At 44.4% G+C, this 17,268-nt stretch carries 10 protein-coding genes; 8 read left to right on the plus strand and 2 right to left on the minus strand.

Annotated elements, in window-relative coordinates; translation table 11 throughout:
• The first annotated feature begins 78 nt into the window (after positions 1-78).
• The 4 genes from B5D54_RS06840 (at position 79) to B5D54_RS06855 (ending at position 4,300) form a co-directional block, all read left to right on the plus strand.
• Entirely contained in the window at positions 79-1,464 is a 1,386-nt protein-coding gene (locus tag B5D54_RS06840) for an SLC13 family permease (protein ID WP_078925791.1), read from the plus strand.
• 112 nt (positions 1,465-1,576) lie between these two features.
• Positions 1,577-1,888 (plus strand): YkgJ family cysteine cluster protein, encoded by a 312-nt coding sequence (locus B5D54_RS06845; protein ID WP_078925955.1) that lies wholly within the window; start codon positions 1,577-1,579, stop codon positions 1,886-1,888.
• Positions 1,889-2,114: 226 nt separating this feature from the next.
• Complete coding sequence (gene yiaY, locus B5D54_RS06850) at positions 2,115-3,263, plus strand: L-threonine dehydrogenase (protein WP_078925792.1); 1,149 nt, start codon at positions 2,115-2,117, stop codon at positions 3,261-3,263.
• Positions 3,264-3,433: 170 nt separating this feature from the next.
• A complete protein-coding gene (locus tag B5D54_RS06855; protein ID WP_078925793.1) occupies positions 3,434-4,300 on the plus strand; it encodes a helix-turn-helix domain-containing protein in 867 nt (288 codons plus the stop codon).
• A 73-nt stretch (positions 4,301-4,373) separates the two neighbouring features.
• Here the strand turns inward: B5D54_RS06855 and B5D54_RS06860 are convergent, their stop codons facing one another.
• Complete coding sequence (locus B5D54_RS06860; protein WP_078925794.1) at positions 4,374-6,035, minus strand: methyl-accepting chemotaxis protein; 1,662 nt, start codon at positions 6,033-6,035, stop codon at positions 4,374-4,376.
• Between the two features lie 395 nt (positions 6,036-6,430).
• On the opposite strand from B5D54_RS06860, the gene B5D54_RS06865 reads away from it, so the two are divergent.
• The gene (locus B5D54_RS06865) at positions 6,431-6,787 is read left to right on the plus strand and encodes a YibL family ribosome-associated protein (RefSeq protein ID WP_078925795.1); all 357 of its coding nucleotides are present in this window, start codon (positions 6,431-6,433) and stop codon (positions 6,785-6,787) included.
• Between the two features lie 67 nt (positions 6,788-6,854).
• Here B5D54_RS06865 and malT read toward each other — a convergent pair whose 3' ends face one another.
• Complete coding sequence (malT, locus tag B5D54_RS06870; RefSeq protein ID WP_078925796.1) at positions 6,855-9,563, minus strand: HTH-type transcriptional regulator MalT; 2,709 nt, start codon at positions 9,561-9,563, stop codon at positions 6,855-6,857.
• Positions 9,564-10,082: 519 nt separating this feature from the next.
• Between malT and B5D54_RS06875 the strand changes: the two genes are divergently transcribed.
• The 3 genes from B5D54_RS06875 to glgB all read left to right on the plus strand — a co-directional run bounded on the left by B5D54_RS06875 (position 10,083) and on the right by glgB (position 17,235).
• Complete coding sequence (locus B5D54_RS06875; RefSeq protein WP_078925797.1) at positions 10,083-12,536, plus strand: glycogen/starch/alpha-glucan phosphorylase; 2,454 nt, start codon at positions 10,083-10,085, stop codon at positions 12,534-12,536.
• 101 nt (positions 12,537-12,637) lie between these two features.
• On the plus strand, positions 12,638-14,815 hold the full coding sequence (gene malQ, locus B5D54_RS06880; protein ID WP_078925798.1) for a 4-alpha-glucanotransferase: 2,178 nt from the start codon (positions 12,638-12,640) through the stop codon (positions 14,813-14,815).
• Between the two features lie 236 nt (positions 14,816-15,051).
• Positions 15,052-17,235, plus strand: a complete 2,184-nt coding sequence (gene glgB / locus B5D54_RS06885) for a 1,4-alpha-glucan branching protein GlgB (protein ID WP_172459856.1) — start codon at positions 15,052-15,054, stop codon at positions 17,233-17,235.
• The last annotated feature ends 33 nt before the right edge of the window (positions 17,236-17,268 follow it).

Below are 17,268 nucleotides of genomic sequence, written 5' to 3' on the forward strand. Positions count from 1 at the left end.
AAAACGTCACCTCTTGTCGGCTATCTTAGAAGACGACACACTTTTTGTACAACTGTTCTCTGTATTAGGGCTTAAAACATGTTCACACGCATCAGTACCAAACAAGTTTTGATCATCGGAGTGCTGCTCTCATCGGCACTGATGGTGATGTTTCCATTTTCGGGTCACCCGCTCAATTTCTCTTATAGTGCTGCTGTTGTGTTGTTAACACTGGCGCTGTGGAGTACGGGAGCGTTACCTCCATTTTTAACGGGTTTAATCTTTTTTTCTCTGGCTGTCATTTTTCAATTGGCTGAACCGAGTTTATTATTTTCCGGTTTTTCATCAACGGCGGTGTGGCTGATCATCTCAGGTTTTGTCATCGGAGCGGCCATTTCATCATCCGGCTTAGGCGATCGTGTTGCCGCCTTGATAGCGCCATTTTTAACGCAGAGCTATTCTCGGCTTATTTTGGGCTTAGTGGTGATGGCAATGGCGCTAGGGTTTGTGATGCCTTCCTCTGTGGGACGAGCCGTTGTGTTAGTTCCCATTGGTATGGCTTTAGCTGAACGCGTTGGATTTAGCAAAGGCAGTAATGGACGAATTGGCATTGCCGTTGCGCTTGCCATTGCATGCAATATGCCTAGCTTTGCGGTGTTGCCTTCTAATATTCCCAATATGATTTTGGCGGGATCCAGTGAAACTTTATTTGGTTTACATTTTGGCTATACCGAATATTTGTTACTGCACTTTCCCATTTTAGGCATTGTTAAGTCCTTGTTTCTTGTTTGGTTGGTATTGCGTCTTTTTCCCGCCGAGATCACGAGGACGGAGGCGGCGGAAGCAACTTCTCTCTCTTATGATCGAAAACAGCAGAAAAAAGTGATTGCTTTGCTTGGTATGACGTTATTTTTCTGGGTGACGGATTCTATTCATGGCGTTAATCCCGCTTGGGTGGGATTAGCTACGGCGGTCATTTTACTCATGCCAAAACTGGGTGTAGTTGAGCCCAAATCTTTTAATCGTTCCATTGATTTTGCTACGGTCGTTTTTGTTGCAGCAGCATTAGGGTTGGGAGCTTTAGTGAATGTATCGGGCCTTGGCGCTGCGATGGGGGAGTTATTTAGCCATTTATTACCGACTTCCAGTGATCATAGTTTTTTAAGTTTCATGGCACTATCGCTCATTTCAACCTTGACCGGCTTGGTGGCGACCATTCCGGGTGTACCTACGGTGCTGTCTCCGATGGCGGCAGATTTTGCTCAGGCAAGTGGTTTTTCTTTATCTGCCGTTTTAATGACTCAGGTCATCGGTTTTTCTACTGTAATTTTTCCCTACCAAGTGGGACCACTGATTGTAGCGATGCAACTGTCCAACGAATCATTAGCTAAGTTAGTCAAAGTTACGTTGCCTTTGGCTGGGATAACGGTGGCCCTGTTAATGCCACTCGACTATTTTTGGTGGTTACTATTAGGTTGGATCTAATCTCGGTTTAATCTATTCGATCATTCATGGTAGGCTGAATGAGTGTCTCTTTTCTTAGATCTCTTATTCAGTTTGCCGTATCATGAGATACGCGTTCCCATTGTCGATGTTCATGATAACTCAAATTCCCATTTCCTTTTCGAGTGACACCCTTTCCTCATCTTCAGTTAGCTGTTCTCAGTGTCGGGCTTGCTGCTGTCGGCTTGAAGTGATGATTATTAGTGATACAGGGGTGCCTAAACAGCACATTGCGGTTGATCAATGGGGTGGGGAAACGATGCGTCGTTTGGAAGATGGATGGTGCTCCGCTTTAGATCGTGAAACCTTTATGTGTACTATTTATGAACAGCGGCCTTGGGTTTGTCGCGCCTTCGAAATGGGGGATTATGAGTGTTTACAAGAGCGAAAATCACTTAACCCTTAGATCTTATATGGTATTAACGTCGATTCCTTATTGGTGAATTTCGGTGATTGATATCAGTTTTTCCTATTGCAAGCGGTTGAAAAACTTTTTTGTCCTTGGAAATAATCTCGACTATTTTCATAAAAAATGGGTTAGTTCTGCTGCTTGGCTCCTGCTAGCCTACGGCCCACAGAATTTCTCTCGGTGAGAAATTGATATCAGCATGGGTTACCCTCAGGAGCAAAAGATGTCTAGCGTATTTTATATTCCTTCCACCAATTTAATGGGCCCAGGTTGCCTAGCTGAAGCGACTCAAGTTATTGCCTCTCATGGTTTTAAGCGAGTTTTAATTGTAACGGACCGGTTCCTTAACCAAATGGGGGTGGCAGAGAAGGTGATGACTTTGCTTAACCAAGTGGGGGTCTCTTCCGTTATTTTTGATGAAACCAAACCGAACCCAACCGTTGAAAATGTACAAAATGGCTTAGCAAAATTACAGCAAGAGCAATGTGATAGCGTACTTTCTCTAGGGGGTGGTTCACCGCATGACTGTGCCAAAGGTATTGCACTATTAGCCGCTAATGGGGGTGAAATTAAAGATTACGAAGGCGTTGACCGCTCGGCAAAGCCCCAATTGCCTTTATTTTCCGTTAATACAACGGCAGGGACGGCATCAGAAATGACCCGTTTCTGTATTATTACCGATGATGAGCGTCATATAAAAATGGCGATTGTTGACAAGCATGTGACACCTATGATGTCGGTCAATGATCCGGAATTGATGTTGGCAAAACCGGCTTCACTGACGGCAGCAACGGGGATGGATGCATTGACTCATGCGATTGAGGCGTATGTATCTACGGCGGCGACCCCTATTACCGATGCGGTTGCACTCAAAGCGATTGAAATGATCGAAGCAAATTTACGCCAAGCCGTTAAGCAGGGTGATGATATTTCCGCTCGTGACAATATGGCTTATGCACAATTTATGGCGGGAATGGCATTTAATAATGCCTCTTTAGGGTATGTACATGCCATTGCGCACCAACTTGGTGGGTTTTATGACCTACCTCATGGTGTGTGTAACGCGGTATTGCTTCCCCATGTTCAACGGTTTAACAGCCAAGTGGCGGCAGAGCGCTTATGTGATGTTGCTCATGCTATGGGGGTAAATACCGCTGATATGACGGCAGAGCAAGGAGCGAATGCGGCAATCAAGGCCATTTGTCAATTGTCAGAGGACGTTGGTATTCCATCAGGGCTTGCTCAGCTTGGAGTAAAAGAGCAAGATTTTACGGTTCTTGCTGATAATGCCCTCAAAGATGCTTGTGGGTTTACCAACCCTAAAGCCGCATCACAGGCGGAGATCATTGCGATTCTAAAAGCGGCGATGTAATGGTAAGCAAGGTATTCACCCTCGTGTGAATACCTTGTTTAGTCCTTTTATTTTTTGTTTCCTTTTCTCTTTCTCATCTTTGTTCCACGTTAATTTCCCGTTTTTTATTTCGATCATCTCAATACCCGATTATGATAAGAGGCTGGAAGTAACGAAACACCGATTGACGAATGAAAACAATCCATAGTTTTTGCCGTGTTGATGAAACACAGTATGCACTTGCTACCGACAAAGTTAATTTACTTTATTATCAATTACCCAAGCACTTTAGTGGTGAATACCATTGCTATGATAGGCCTCGGTTATGCACCATCTTACAAGGTAGCAAAGAGGTGCGCATTAATCAGTATCAGCCATTTCGCTATTCGAAACAGCAGTGTGTGTTGCTTTCACCTTATACGGATGTCCACATGTCGATGTCGGAACCAACCCGCGCCCTCGTGTATGAATTTAGTGATAGTTTGGTGGACAGTGTGATTGACCAAGTGGAAGACACGTTAGAGGTAAAGCCCACTCTTGACCCAAAAATGGGGTCTTTTCAGTTAGATAAACTTGATGAACGCCTCTTTTCACTGCATGTTCGAACTCAAGAAATCCTTCGTAGCGGTGATGCAAACCTTTCCTTTTTACTGGACTTGGTTAGCCAAGAGCTCGTGTATGAACTACTGAAGCGTCAAGGGTGTAATGACATCCTCTCTTTGCATCAACATCACCCGATTAGCCGAATCGTTCGCTTAATGCAGTCTGAGAAGGGGAGGGCAATGTCGGTGTCTCATTTTGCCGAAGAAGTGAACATATCTCTGTCTCGTTTTAGCCAAAAATTTAAGCAGATTACCGGACAAACACCCACCGCCTATTTAACAGAAATAAAATTGCAACAGGCCAAACCTTTGCTTCGACAAGTGTCTGTAACAGAAGCGGCATTGGAGCTTGGCTATGAAAACATTTCTTACTTTATTCGTTTATTTAAAAATAAGTTTGGCCTGACACCCAAACAATATCAGGTGCAGTATCAAGCCGGAATACCGGTTGGTTAATTGAATAAGAAACAAAGTGAGGGGGTAAATAGGCACTTTTTGTGCCTATTTACAGTGTAAACTCTTCAACCGTTTATACTTTAAATCGCCCGACTAACTGATAGAGTTCATTGGCTCGACCATTTAATGTTTGGCTACCGCTTCTGTTCTCATTCGCCAGATCGGCCGATTGGCTACTTTGATCAGAGATAACCACAATGCGTTGAGAGATCTCTTGCCCTACGAGGCTTTGCTCTTCTGTTGCGGTAGCGATCAGCGAATTCATATCCATTATGGTGCCTATCGATTGCTGGATTTTTTCCAATGCTTTCGCGGCATCGCTGGCTTCTTTTACCGTCGATGAGCTGCGGTTTTGGCTGGAATCCATTGCTCTGACCGCATTGTCTGAGGCTGTTTTTAACTGTTGAATCATCGTATGAATTTCTTCAGTGCTGTCTTGAGTTCGGCTGGCGAGTTTACGGACTTCATCTGCCACAACTGCAAAACCTCGTCCTTGATCGCCTGCTCGTGCGGCTTCTATTGCCGCATTGAGTGCCAGCAGGTTTGTTTGCTCAGCAATATCTTGAATGACTTCCAGTGAGCGGGAAATATTCTGTACATCGTCCTCCAGTTTCGAAATGACATGGCTGGCTTCTGCGACTTCGACGGCTAAGGCCTGTACAGATTGTGCGGCTGATTCAACAATCGTGTGTGCATCCAAGGCATTATCTTCGGCCTCTTTTGCTGATTGAGCCGCTTGGCTGGCATTATTGGATATTTCATGGGCGGTCGTGGTCATTTCTGTCATCGCGGTTGCAACCTGTTCGGTCTCTTCCCGTTGATTTGACGCTAAATCATCGACTTGAGCGGCTCGTTGCGTCATAGCATCGGTTTCACTGACTACTTGTTGGCCGACTTGATGAACGCGCTGAATGATCTCTTGTAAACTGGCAACGAACGTATTGAAATTGTGACTTAAGCGGGCAAATTCAGGAATATTAAAGCTTTCCATTCGTGCTGTTAGGTCGGCATCACCACTGGCAAAAGAGCGAATCGATTTATCAAGGATATCCAAAGGGTGCATAATGCTTCGGTTAAGCAGGACCACCATGATTCCGACGATAATAACAATGACACTGGCAATAGAGGCTAATGTCCATAAACTGCTGGTCAGTTGTTCTTCTGCCCGTTGTTCCATCGCTGCAATTTCAGCATCGACATCATCCGTATAAAAACCCGTTCCAATGGTGAGATCCCATTGAGGGAGGTAGACAGAATAGCTCAACTTAGGCAGAGGCTGGGATTCGCCAGGCTTGGGAAAGTAGTAAATGGAGAATTGGTTCTTTTTCGCATTATTAATGAGGTCTCGGATAAGGTAGTTACCTTGGGTATCGGTCATGTTGATAAAGTTTTCCCCAAGCCCAGCACGACTTTGACCAAGGAGGAGGCGAGTTCCTTTGCTGTCATAACCAAAAATATAACCATCGGAACCAAATCGAATTTCACGTAAAATTGTCATCACCTCTTCCAGTGATGCTTGCTGTTTCCGCAGTGGCTCGATCGCTGATTCTGCAATCTCTAGATAGGATTTCAGTTCGGCTTTTTTCATTTCCATCATGGCTGAACGGGTGGCAACCATTTGCTCATGGCTTAGGGTCTGCGTTTCTGAAAATGTGGAATAAATCATACTCAGGGTAATGAGTAGTAAAGGAGCGATCGATAAGATATAAAGTCGGTGGCGTATAGTCAGATTCATATGCTCTTCCATATTGAGTAATGCCGAATAGTGACCAACTGAAGGTTGTTTTTAAGTATTATTATTTATTCCCTTTCGACGGCAGGCTTCATCGGTACTGATGATGTGTATTCCCATGCGGTTGTATTCCTACCTTCATGAGGATGAACTCACCAAGCTGCTGATTCCTTTCTTTTCATCGATTGGGTCTATTTATAATCATAGTTCAGTTCTTCTTTTATGCTTGGGTGAGGCGAGAGAATTTCTTCTCCGAGTTGAGCGACGAGATGATCCACTTTTGAGTGATGGGGTTTGCTGCTGATTGAAAAAGATAAGCCGCCGTTTTTTTGTATTTCAATAGAGACTGTTGGCTATGTTATACTCCGCGGCCATATTATCAGTAAGAGCGTTATACCATGAGCCTAAAAAATGACATTCAACAACTGAACAATCGCCTTGATTCTTGCCGTCACAAGTTGGATGCAGCCAAGACTCGTGGTGATAGTGCCATGATCAGTAAATTTACCGATGAAGTGGAACAGCTCACCAAACAGGTGAATAGTTTAAAAAATAAAGCGGAATATGAGCTGAATAAAGAACGCAAGATCCTTTCAGATATGCCTTTTTATCGGGAGCTCACCAAAGCTGAGCAGGCCGATCTCGGTAAACTGAAAAAATCCGTCAAAGGGTTAGTCATTGTGCATCCCACCACTAAAATTGGTAAAGCACTTCGCTTGGAAGCGATGACAGGGTTTGCACCAAAACCGTTTTAATCCATTTGTCTTCGTTAATAAAAAAGAGCCTAGCATTTGCTGGCTCTTTTTTGTGGACGGAAAACAGTTAGTAGCCCATGAGTTGTAATAAGTTTTCAGCGGTGCTGATGGCTTCTTTACGATTAGCAATATTGAGTTTTTGGTATAGGTTACGAATATGCGTTTTAATCGTTGTGCCTGCCACATCCAATTCTTGAGCAATTTGCTCATTACTAAAGCCTGAGTAAATAAGCCCTAGAACTTGCCACTCTCGCTGGGTCAGTGGGCTGGTGCGGACCAGTTCCGGAATATTTGGATGGTTAATCAACTTCTCAACAAACTCTTCATCAAAGTGAATGGAGCGGCTACGCTGAGTTGTGGAGATTTCTTTGATCAACAGCTGTGCTCGGTGGCGTTCTAAGTCTCCTAATTCCACTCGGTGAATCAATTTTTCGAGCAAATGGCCGATTCGATGACCATCAATGAGGAAGTTACCCACCATTCCCGTTTGATTTGTCAGGCGAAGGGCTTCTTTGAGCTTTTCTCGAGCCAATTCTTCGTCATGGCAAGCCACGGCTAAAGAGGCTTCAACAATCAGGTTTCGGTTGAGATCGGTGAGCAAGTGGTACTCTCTTGCTTGATCTTGAATAACGGTTAGTGTTTGTTTGGCTTTATCATACTGTTCTAAGCTAATTTGTGCCCGTGCAATATTGCGCCATTGAAGTTGGAAAAAGTGGTTGCAGGCTTTATCTGGGCGAATGGTGGTATTTAACCAATTCTGGATAGCCTCCAGATCACCACGAGCTTGCCAGTATAACAACAGTGACAACGACGCATTAGCCGTCCAGTCTACGTGGTAGTGAGACTGTTTCATTAAATGTTGTACTTGTTCGATAAATCGCCCTGCTTTATCGAGTTCTCCTCGGCCAATCGCAATGCGTGCTAGCATGGAATAGCTGTGTAAGTGCTGGCTTGGGGAGTGAGAGCCAAGAATGTCTAGCCCTTTATATGTACACTCTTCTGCTTCATCTAACCGGTTCCAACACCAGAATATTTGCGCTCGAATGCGTAATAGGAATTCATGAAGAGGAACCTGATGTAGGTGCTGCTCTTCAACTAATTTAAAAGCATTGTCTTGAACTTCAAACGCCGCTTGCACATAACCTTGAGCAATCAGAATTTCACTTTGTTGTAAAAGTGCCCATAAGGCTTGGTGATAAACCTGATACTGGCGAGCCAGCTTTTCGGTTTGTTGCATCATTGAAAGCGCACGGCTCAAATGTCCAAGGACGTGGTTGACCTCGCCGACCACCGATGTGGCCACAATTCGGCTTAAATAAACACTACTGTCCAATTGGCTCAGTGCTAACTCAGCCAGTTTCAACGCTTTTTCTGGTTCGTTTTTATTGATCGCTACTTGTGCCAGTAGCGCATTATGCTCTCCTTGCTCTTTATGCGTGGGTTCAACATTTAACGCTTTCATCTCTTTTTCCGCTTTGGCTAACATATCGCCGACCACATCATAACGGTGTTGGCTTTGGGCAAGCCAGGCTTGTAACAGACACAGTTTAGGTTCTCGGTAAAGCTGCGCGGGAGAGAGCAAGTTAATGGCAGATTCCAAGATGTTAAGCTCACCTTGGTTGAACATCTTCCAGCCATATTGCGTTAATATATTGGCCAGCAGTTCTGTATCTTGCGCTAGGTTTGCGTGGCGCAAAGCTTGGTGAGGCGTGGAGGCTTCAAGCCAAGCTCGGGCAGCAGATCGGTGTAATTCTTGTTCTTGCTGAGGGATTCGAGCTAAACGTTGATGAGCGAGAAATTCTGCAAACAAATTATGGAAGCGATACCAATTGTGTTCCCCTTCAAGAGGGTAAATAAAAAGCCCATAACGATTGAGAGACTCAATCATACTTAAAGCATCGTCTCGTTCGGTTAATGTCGCCACTAAACTGTCATTAAAGTGATCCAAAACGGAGCATTGCATCAAGAAATAACGAGTATCATCATCGAGTAAATCGAAAACCTCTTCAACCAAGTAATCCCAAAGGTGGGCATGGTTAAAGTGGGAAACCGACTCGGCTGTTTGGGCTAATGTGCGTTTTTGATGCTGAGCTTGCAGCGCGATCAGTTGCAGCGCAGAAGGCCACCCTTCCACATAGTTACGTAGATTGACTGCGGTTGTATTATCAATACCATCGGCAACGCGTTGATTAAAGAACCGAGTGGTTTCTTCCGTATCAAAGGCTAATAGTTCATTGCCGATTTCGATCATTAAATCTCGAACTCGTAAGTTTGCGGTGCCCAGTGGGGGAGTCATCCGGCTTGTGACCACTAAAGTGAGGTTGTCAGGCATATGCTTAAGGAAAAAACGCATCGCCTCATGAATATCATCATCATTAATGACGTGATAATCATCGAGAACGACAAAGCATTCCTGATGAAACTCAGACATTTCAGCAAAGACTTCACTAAATAAAGAATGCAATGACGAAAACTGACGACGTTCAGCCAGTTTTTGGGCATTAGGGCAACTTTGCTGAGTTGCTTTATTAATCGCTTGCAGTAAATAGTTGATAAAGCGAAAGGAGTCATTGTCGCTTTCATCAATACTGTACCAGCCTACATTGGGTTTATCGGCGAGCCACTGTGCCGCCATGGTGGTTTTTCCATAGCCTGCGGGCGAGCGAAAAAGGACCAATTTATAGCAAGGTGCATGTTGCAAGAGTTCTAATACACGGGGTCGGACAATGGCATTATGTAGCCGTCCTGGGCGTGTTAATTTAGAGGGTATCCACATCGTTTTGTTCCGTTATTGAGCGTGCTGAAGCTTTTCTCATCTATTTAGTGATAAGGATGTTACTAGAACTTCGGATGCACGGTTATTGATCCTCCGCGGCTTTTTGGCATGAGCGGTTGTTTTTGACCAACTACGCCCCGTATTTGAGAGGTTGGTCACGTTTAAATCTTTTTGACTTCAAGAAAGTTATCACCCCCCATACGAAATATTGTGAAAATTAAGCAAAATTAAAAAATAATTTGTGATCTAAATAGTGTTTTGAGTAAATAGTTTTAATGGGTAAAAGATTCTATGAGTAAGGAAAAATTGGGTGATTTGCGATGTTGGCGTGATCAATATCACTCATAAAAGCGCTTTAATCGATATCAATGAGAGCTAGATCACTTCAATGAACTCAGTCTGTCTTCTACGCCCTTGCTCCTCCTCCCGCTTTCCTACATAAGCAGGAGGATGCTTTGTTGAATAGGCAGAGGCAGGATATGGCGTAGATGGATTAGAACCTAGAAGTGAGATTTCTCAATGAAACCTACGCAACAGAAAACGTTTGATAAAGCATTATTCCAAGCTAACGTAAAACGCCACCTCACTGCGACTTATGCAACAACGGTAGAGCAGGCTTGTGGTCGAGCTTGGTATTTAGCAATGGGTCGTGCACTGGCTGAGTTAACGACCTTTGACCTACTGGAAACGGAACAAGATGAGCGCATTGTTAATGCAAAAAGCCTTAACTACTTATCGCTGGAGTTTTTGATTGGTCGTTTAACGGGCAATAACCTGATCAGCATGGGGTTGTATGATCAAATTTCAGAAGCGATGGCTGAGCTTGGTCAAAGCCTGACTGATATCTTAGAGGAAGAGCGCGACCCATCATTAGGTAATGGCGGTTTAGGCCGTTTAGCTGCGTGTTTTATGGATTCATGTGCGGCACAAGAGTACCCAACCGTTGGGTATGGTTTGCACTATGAATACGGCTTATTTAAGCAGTCTTTTGAAGAAGGCCATCAAAAAGAAGCGCCGGATGCTTGGTGTGGTGTTGAAGGTTACCCTTGGGAAGTGGCTCGTCCTGAACTGAAACAAGAAATAGGCTTCTACGGCCATGTTGAAGTGTATAACGACAACGGTAAAGAGAAACGACGTTGGGTTCCTGGAATGCTGGTTCAAGCAATGCCTTGGGATTTACCGATTGTTGGTTATCAAAGTGAAACCGTGTATCCGCTACGTCTTTGGGAATGTCGCGCCATTGCTCCTTTCTCTTTAGAAAGTTTTAACAATGGTAACTATTTTGAAGCCCAACACGCGTTAATTGATGCGGGTAACATCACGAAAGTGCTTTACCCGAACGATAACCATGAAAAAGGCAAAACACTGCGTTTAATGCAGCAGTATTTCCACAGTGCGGCATCGATTCGTGACATTTTACGTCGCCATGAAGCCGCAGGTTTTACGCTACAAGACTTGCCTAAGTATGAAACGATTCAATTAAATGATACCCACCCAACGATTGCGATTCCTGAGCTGATGCGCATCTTAATTGATGATCGTGGCCTAACATGGGAAGCGGCGTGGGAAATCAGTTCGAAAACGTTCGCTTATACCAACCATACCTTGCTACCAGAAGCATTGGAAACGTGGAGTGAATCCTTGATCCAACGTTTACTGCCTCGTCATATGGAAATCATTTACGAAATCAACCACCGATTCTTACAAGAGGTTCGTGCTAAATGGCCCGGTGATGTGGCTAAGCAGCAAAAACTGTCCATTATTGAAGAAGGCTTCCATCGCATGGTTCGCATGGCAAACTTGTGTGTTGTGGGCTCTTATGCGGTTAATGGTGTGGCGGCGTTGCACTCTGAATTGGTGAAGCGCGATCTCTTCCCTGAGTTCGTTGAGCTTTATCCAGGCCGAATTCAAAACGTGACTAACGGAATTACCCCTCGTCGTTGGCTTAAATTCTGTAACCCAGGTTTATCAGCCCTGATTACTGAAAAAGTTGGCGATCAATGGCCTGCTCATCTTGAGCAATTAGAAGCGATTGCTGAATACGCGGACGATAAAACGTTCCAAAAACAGTTTATGGCGGTGAAAAAAGAGAACAAAGTACGTTTGGCTCACTGGGTGAAAGAGAACATGGGTATTGAACTTGATACTAATGCGATCTTTGACGTTCAAATCAAACGTTTGCATGAGTACAAACGTCAGCACTTAAATATGTTGCATATTTTGTCTCTCTACCATCGTTTATTAAATGATCCAAACTTTGATATGCATCCTCGCGTGGTGTTCTTTGCTGCCAAAGCGGCGCCAGGTTATCACCTAGCAAAAGAAATCATTTATGCACTGAACAAGATTGCTGAAAAAGTGAATAACGATCCACGAGTGAACAACAAACTCAAAGTGGTCTTTATTCCAGATTATCGAGTCAGCATGGCTGAAATCATTATTCCTGCGGCAGATGTGTCTGAGCAAATCTCTACGGCTGGTAAAGAAGCGTCGGGGACGGGGAATATGAAAATGGCGCTCAACGGTGCATTAACCATCGGTACGATGGATGGGGCGAACGTTGAGATCCGTGAAGAAGTCGGGGATGACAACATCTATATCTTTGGCCTTGAAGTGGATGGTGTGGAAGCATTAAAAGCACAAGGCTATAACCCTTATGATTACTATCAAGCTGACCCTTTGCTGAAAGCGTCGCTAGATCTATTGTTGGGTGAAGAGTTTACCCCTGGCGCACCAGGCAAGCTGCGTGCGACTTATGACAGTTTGCTCGATGGTGGCGACCCTTATCTAGTACTGGCTGATTTTGCTTCTTATGTACAAGCGCATGAAGCGATAGATAAGCAATACCGAGATCAAGCGGGTTGGGCGAAAAAAGCCATTCTTAATACTGCTTTAGTCGGCAAATTCAGCTCTGACCGTAGTATTCGTGACTACGTAAATAATATTTGGAAATTGAAAGCGGTTAAACGCTAGTCACCCCAAATTCCCAGCCAAGGTTTTTCTTTGGCTGGTTCATTCCTTTTTCTTATACACCCTACATGATTTGAGGGGATGTTGTCCCTTCGGAGAGAGCGATGAAAGAACATAATGCATTAAAACAAGTCGCTGAGATGGCAAACATTGCCGACAGCTATATAAGCGCATGGGGCGAGGAAGCGAGCGTTTCAGACGACACAATACGTCGTCTTTTGGCGTCTATGGGCTATGAAGTAAGCCGTGATGAGGCACTATTGAAATCGGCAGAGAAAAAGCATAAGAAAGAGGTTCTCGATTCTGTGCTGGTCGTTTCAGATGGTGAGGCTATTGAGGTCCCTCTCTATTTAGGGGTGAGTGCTCGTGAGAGTGAATTTAACTGGCGACTAGAAACTGAGCAAGGCGACATTTTTGAAGGTTATCTTCAGTCGCAAATCGTTCGTGACGAAAGGGCAGAAGGTGGCCCTTTAGTGTTTGCTTTACCGAGCGACTTACCATGGGGCTATCATACCCTATTGATCACGCGTAAACGTCGTAAGACGCCTTACAGCATGACGCTGATCATTACACCGAAAGCCTGTTATAAGCAACCAGAGTTAGAGAAAGGCAAGAAGCTGTGGGGACCCAGTATTCAGCTTTACACCTTGCGTACCCAGCATAACTGGGGAATGGGTGATTTTGGCGATCTAAAACAATTAGTGGCGGATATTGCATCGCGTGGGGGGGACTTTGTTGGCCTTAACCCGATTCACTCATTATTTCCTGCTAACCCAGAAGGGGCGAGCCCATATAGCCCATCTTCTCGTCGTTGGTTGAATATTTTATACATTGATGTGAGCTCTGTTCCTGAATTTGCTTTAAGTGCACAAGCCCAGCAACAAGTCGGAAGCCAAGAGTTCCAGCAACGGTTACAAAAAGTTCGTGAAACACACTGGGTTAACTACAGCGAAGTTACCAACCTCAAAATGAGTGTGTTACCGCTGCTTTTTGCGGAGTTTAAAACTCGCCATTTAGATAAAAATACAGATCGGGCGCAAGCATTCTTAAATTTTGTCGAACAGGGTGGAGAAAGTTTATTACACCAAGCCGCATTTGATGCTTTGCATGTCGATTTGCATTCCCAAGACGATACCGTGTGGGGGTGGCCGGTGTTCCCTGAAAAATATCGCCACTTTGATAATGTCGCCGTACAGAAATATATTGAGGAACACCAAGATCAGGTACATTTGTATATGTATCTACAGTGGATTGCCGATACCCAAATCAGTGAAGTTCAATCACTGGCTGATGAGAAAGGGATGACGGTAGGACTTTACCGTGATCTTGCGGTGGGAGTGTCTGATGCAGGTGCAGAAACATGGGCGGATAAGGGTAACTTAGTACAAGACGCCTGTATTGGTGCTCCGCCAGATGTGCTTGGCCCTCTTGGTCAAAACTGGGGATTGCCACCACTGAACCCACAGGTTTTACAAGCAACAGCCTATGATGCTTATATCAAACTACTACGTGCAAACATGAAACATTGTGGCGCACTACGTATTGATCATGTGTTGGGATTATTGCGCTTATGGTGGATCCCGAAAGGTGAAAATGCAACACAAGGTGCATACGTATATTACCCTGTTAAAGATATGCTGGCGATTCTCGCTTTAGAATCCCATCGTCACCATTGTAGTGTGATAGGCGAAGATCTGGGTACGGTTCCGGATGAAATTGTAGAACTCCTACGAGATGCCGGGGTGCATTCTTATAAAGTCTTTTTCTTTGAAACATCCAAAGATGACGGCGGTTTTATTTCTCCTAAACATTATGCAGAACAATCTATGGCGGCACTTTGTACCCATGATATGCCGACCTTGCGTGGTTTCTGGCATTGTGATGATTTGAAAATGGGGAGAGAAATTGGTCTTTATCCAGATGAAGAACAACTCGAAGGGCTGTTTGCTGATCGTTTGAAATGTAAGCAAGGTATTCTTGATTCCGTTGCGTGGCATGGCTATTTGCCAGAAGGCGTTGGGCGAGATGCACAGTTGGTTCCGATGGACTCTTATTTAAGTGAAGCGTTACAACTGCATGTCGCGGCGGGATCTTCTGCTTTGCTCAGTGTACAGTTGGAAGATTGGTTAGAGATGGATAAACCCGTGAATATTCCTGGTACGGTCAACGAATACCCTAACTGGCGTCGCAAACTCTCAATGAATTTAGATGAATTGTTCGCTCGTGAAGATGTTAATCGTATTGCAGCAAAACTGACCGAAACACGAGCGAAAGCTCATTAGTCGACAGATAAATGATCTCATTTTTATTGCTATGAGTTTCATAAATTAAGGCTAGGTCACTCCACGTTTGGTTGGAGTTCGCTAAGATGTCTTTAACGAGATAACCAGATAATTATTGAGTTTTCTTATAGATTACTTTTTTTTGATAAGAGCTCTCTGGTTATTTTTTCACGCTAGCAAGCCCGCTTTGTGCGGGCCTTTTTCCATTTTGAGAGAGTCAGTTAGGAGAAGGAATATTGAAACCTATAAAGAAACCATCCAAGAAACAGCAAGCCTACCATCAGTTATCTCATGCTGCTTTTTCTGATCCTTTTTCATTTCTAGGTCCTTATCTTCCAACAGAACAAGGTGCACTACGGGTCTGGATGCCAGGGGCGGATAACGTTGAATTATTAGTAGAAGGGCAGCCAAGAATTGAGTTATCGCCAGAAGAGAATGGCGGGTTTATCCTAAAATCTGACCAAAATTTACGTTTTACCCATTACCAATTAGCCATTAACTGGTCGGGGGTTGAGCAAATCATTGATGATCCTTACCAGTATCATGCCTTATATGCTGAGTATGACGATCTTCATACCCCCAAGCAGATGTATCATCAAATGGGGGCACAGTTTGTCACATTAGAGCGCGACGGGCAGTCAGTCAGCGGTATTCGTTTTTTGGTTTATGCGCCTCACGCTTCGGCTTGTAGTTTAATTGGTGCGTTTAACCATTGGGATGGTCGTCGTCATCCAATGCAACGGCTTGATTACGGTATTTGGGGCCTCTTTGTTCCTGATTTACCGGAAGGAACGCAGTATAAATTTGAACTTAAAGGGCCACATGGTGAGAGCCTGCCACATAAAGCCGATCCATGGGGCTTTTATGCTGAGCAGCATCCCTCTTTTGCTTCTGTTACCTATAATCATCAGCGTTATGATTGGCAAGATTCAAGCTGGCAGCAGCGGGCTGTTACAGAAAAACGCAAGCAAGCGTTATCATTTTACGAATTGCACCCCGGATCATGGAAACGTGCTGCTGATGGTCGCTTTTTAACTTACCGTGAATTAGCCGATGAATTAGTGCCCTATTTACAAGATATGGGGTACACCCATGTTGAGTTAATGCCACTTTCAGAACATCCTTTCTACGGTTCATGGGGATATCAGCCTGTTGGACTGTTTGCACCGACCAGCCGTTATGGTTCTCCAGACGATTTTAAGTATTTTGTCGATAAGTGCCACCAAGCCGACATTGGGGTGGTATTAGATTGGGTTCCTGCTCATTTCCCATCGGATTCTCACGGGTTAGCGCATTTTGATGGTACACCGCTTTACCATGATCCCGACCCTCGTCGTGGTTGGCATCAAGATTGGAACTCGTACATTTATGATTTAGGTCGTGAGCATGTCAGACGCTTTTTAGTCTCTAATGCCTTGTATTGGTTCGACATGTTCCACATCGATGGCATTCGGGTTGATGCGGTTGCATCGATGCTTTATCTCGATTACTCCCGCAGTCATGATCAATGGATTCCCAATGTGGATGGCGGCCGTGAAAACTACGATGCCATCGCTACTTTGAAGTGGATGAATGAGGAAGTGTATAAGCATTTCCCGAATGCGATGACGATAGCGGAAGAATCAACGGCATTTCCTGGCGTTTCAGCCCCGACTTTTATGGGGGGGTTAGGGTTTGGATTTAAATGGAATATGGGATGGATGCATGACAGCTTGTCTTACATCAAAGAAGATCCTATTCATCGTAAATACCACCACAATACGCTGACTTTTCCACTGATTTATGCGTTTAGTGAGAATTATGTTTTGTCACTTTCTCATGATGAAGTGGTGTACGGTAAGCAGTCCCTCATTTATAAAATGCCGGGTGATGAATGGCAACAAACGGCCAATATGCGAGCCTACTTAGGCTATATGTATGGTCAGCCAGGCAAGAAACTCAACTTTATGGGAGCGGAATTTGCTCAAACCGCCGAATGGAACCATGATGATCAGTTGCAGTGGTTTTTACTTGAATTTGAACGTCATAAAGGTGTTCAAAATTTAGTGCGAGATTTGAACCACTTGTATCGTGCGGAAAGTGCACTGCATGAATTAGATTGTGATCCGCAAGGGTTTGAGTGGCGTTTGCAAGATGAAGCAGAGGCGAGCATCATTGCTCATGAGCGTCTGAATGCAAAAGGGGAGCGTATTCTAGTGATCACCAACTTTACCCCAGTACCTCATGACGCTTTCCGTTTAGGAGTGACACAGGCAGCTGACTACCAATTGTTACTCAATACTGACAGTGCGGTTTATGGGGGAAGTGATTTTGCGGTGTTGGAATCGGTGTCTACCGAAGAGGTAGTGAGCCAAGGCTTAGCACAGTCATTATTCTTGCGTATTCCACCTTTAGCCACGGTATTTTATAAGCGTTCGTGATGATGCATGAGCTCATCGACTTAAAGGCCCATT

The organism is Vibrio cincinnatiensis DSM 19608, from assembly GCF_900167345.1.
Lineage (GTDB): Bacteria > Pseudomonadota > Gammaproteobacteria > Enterobacterales > Vibrionaceae > Vibrio > Vibrio cincinnatiensis.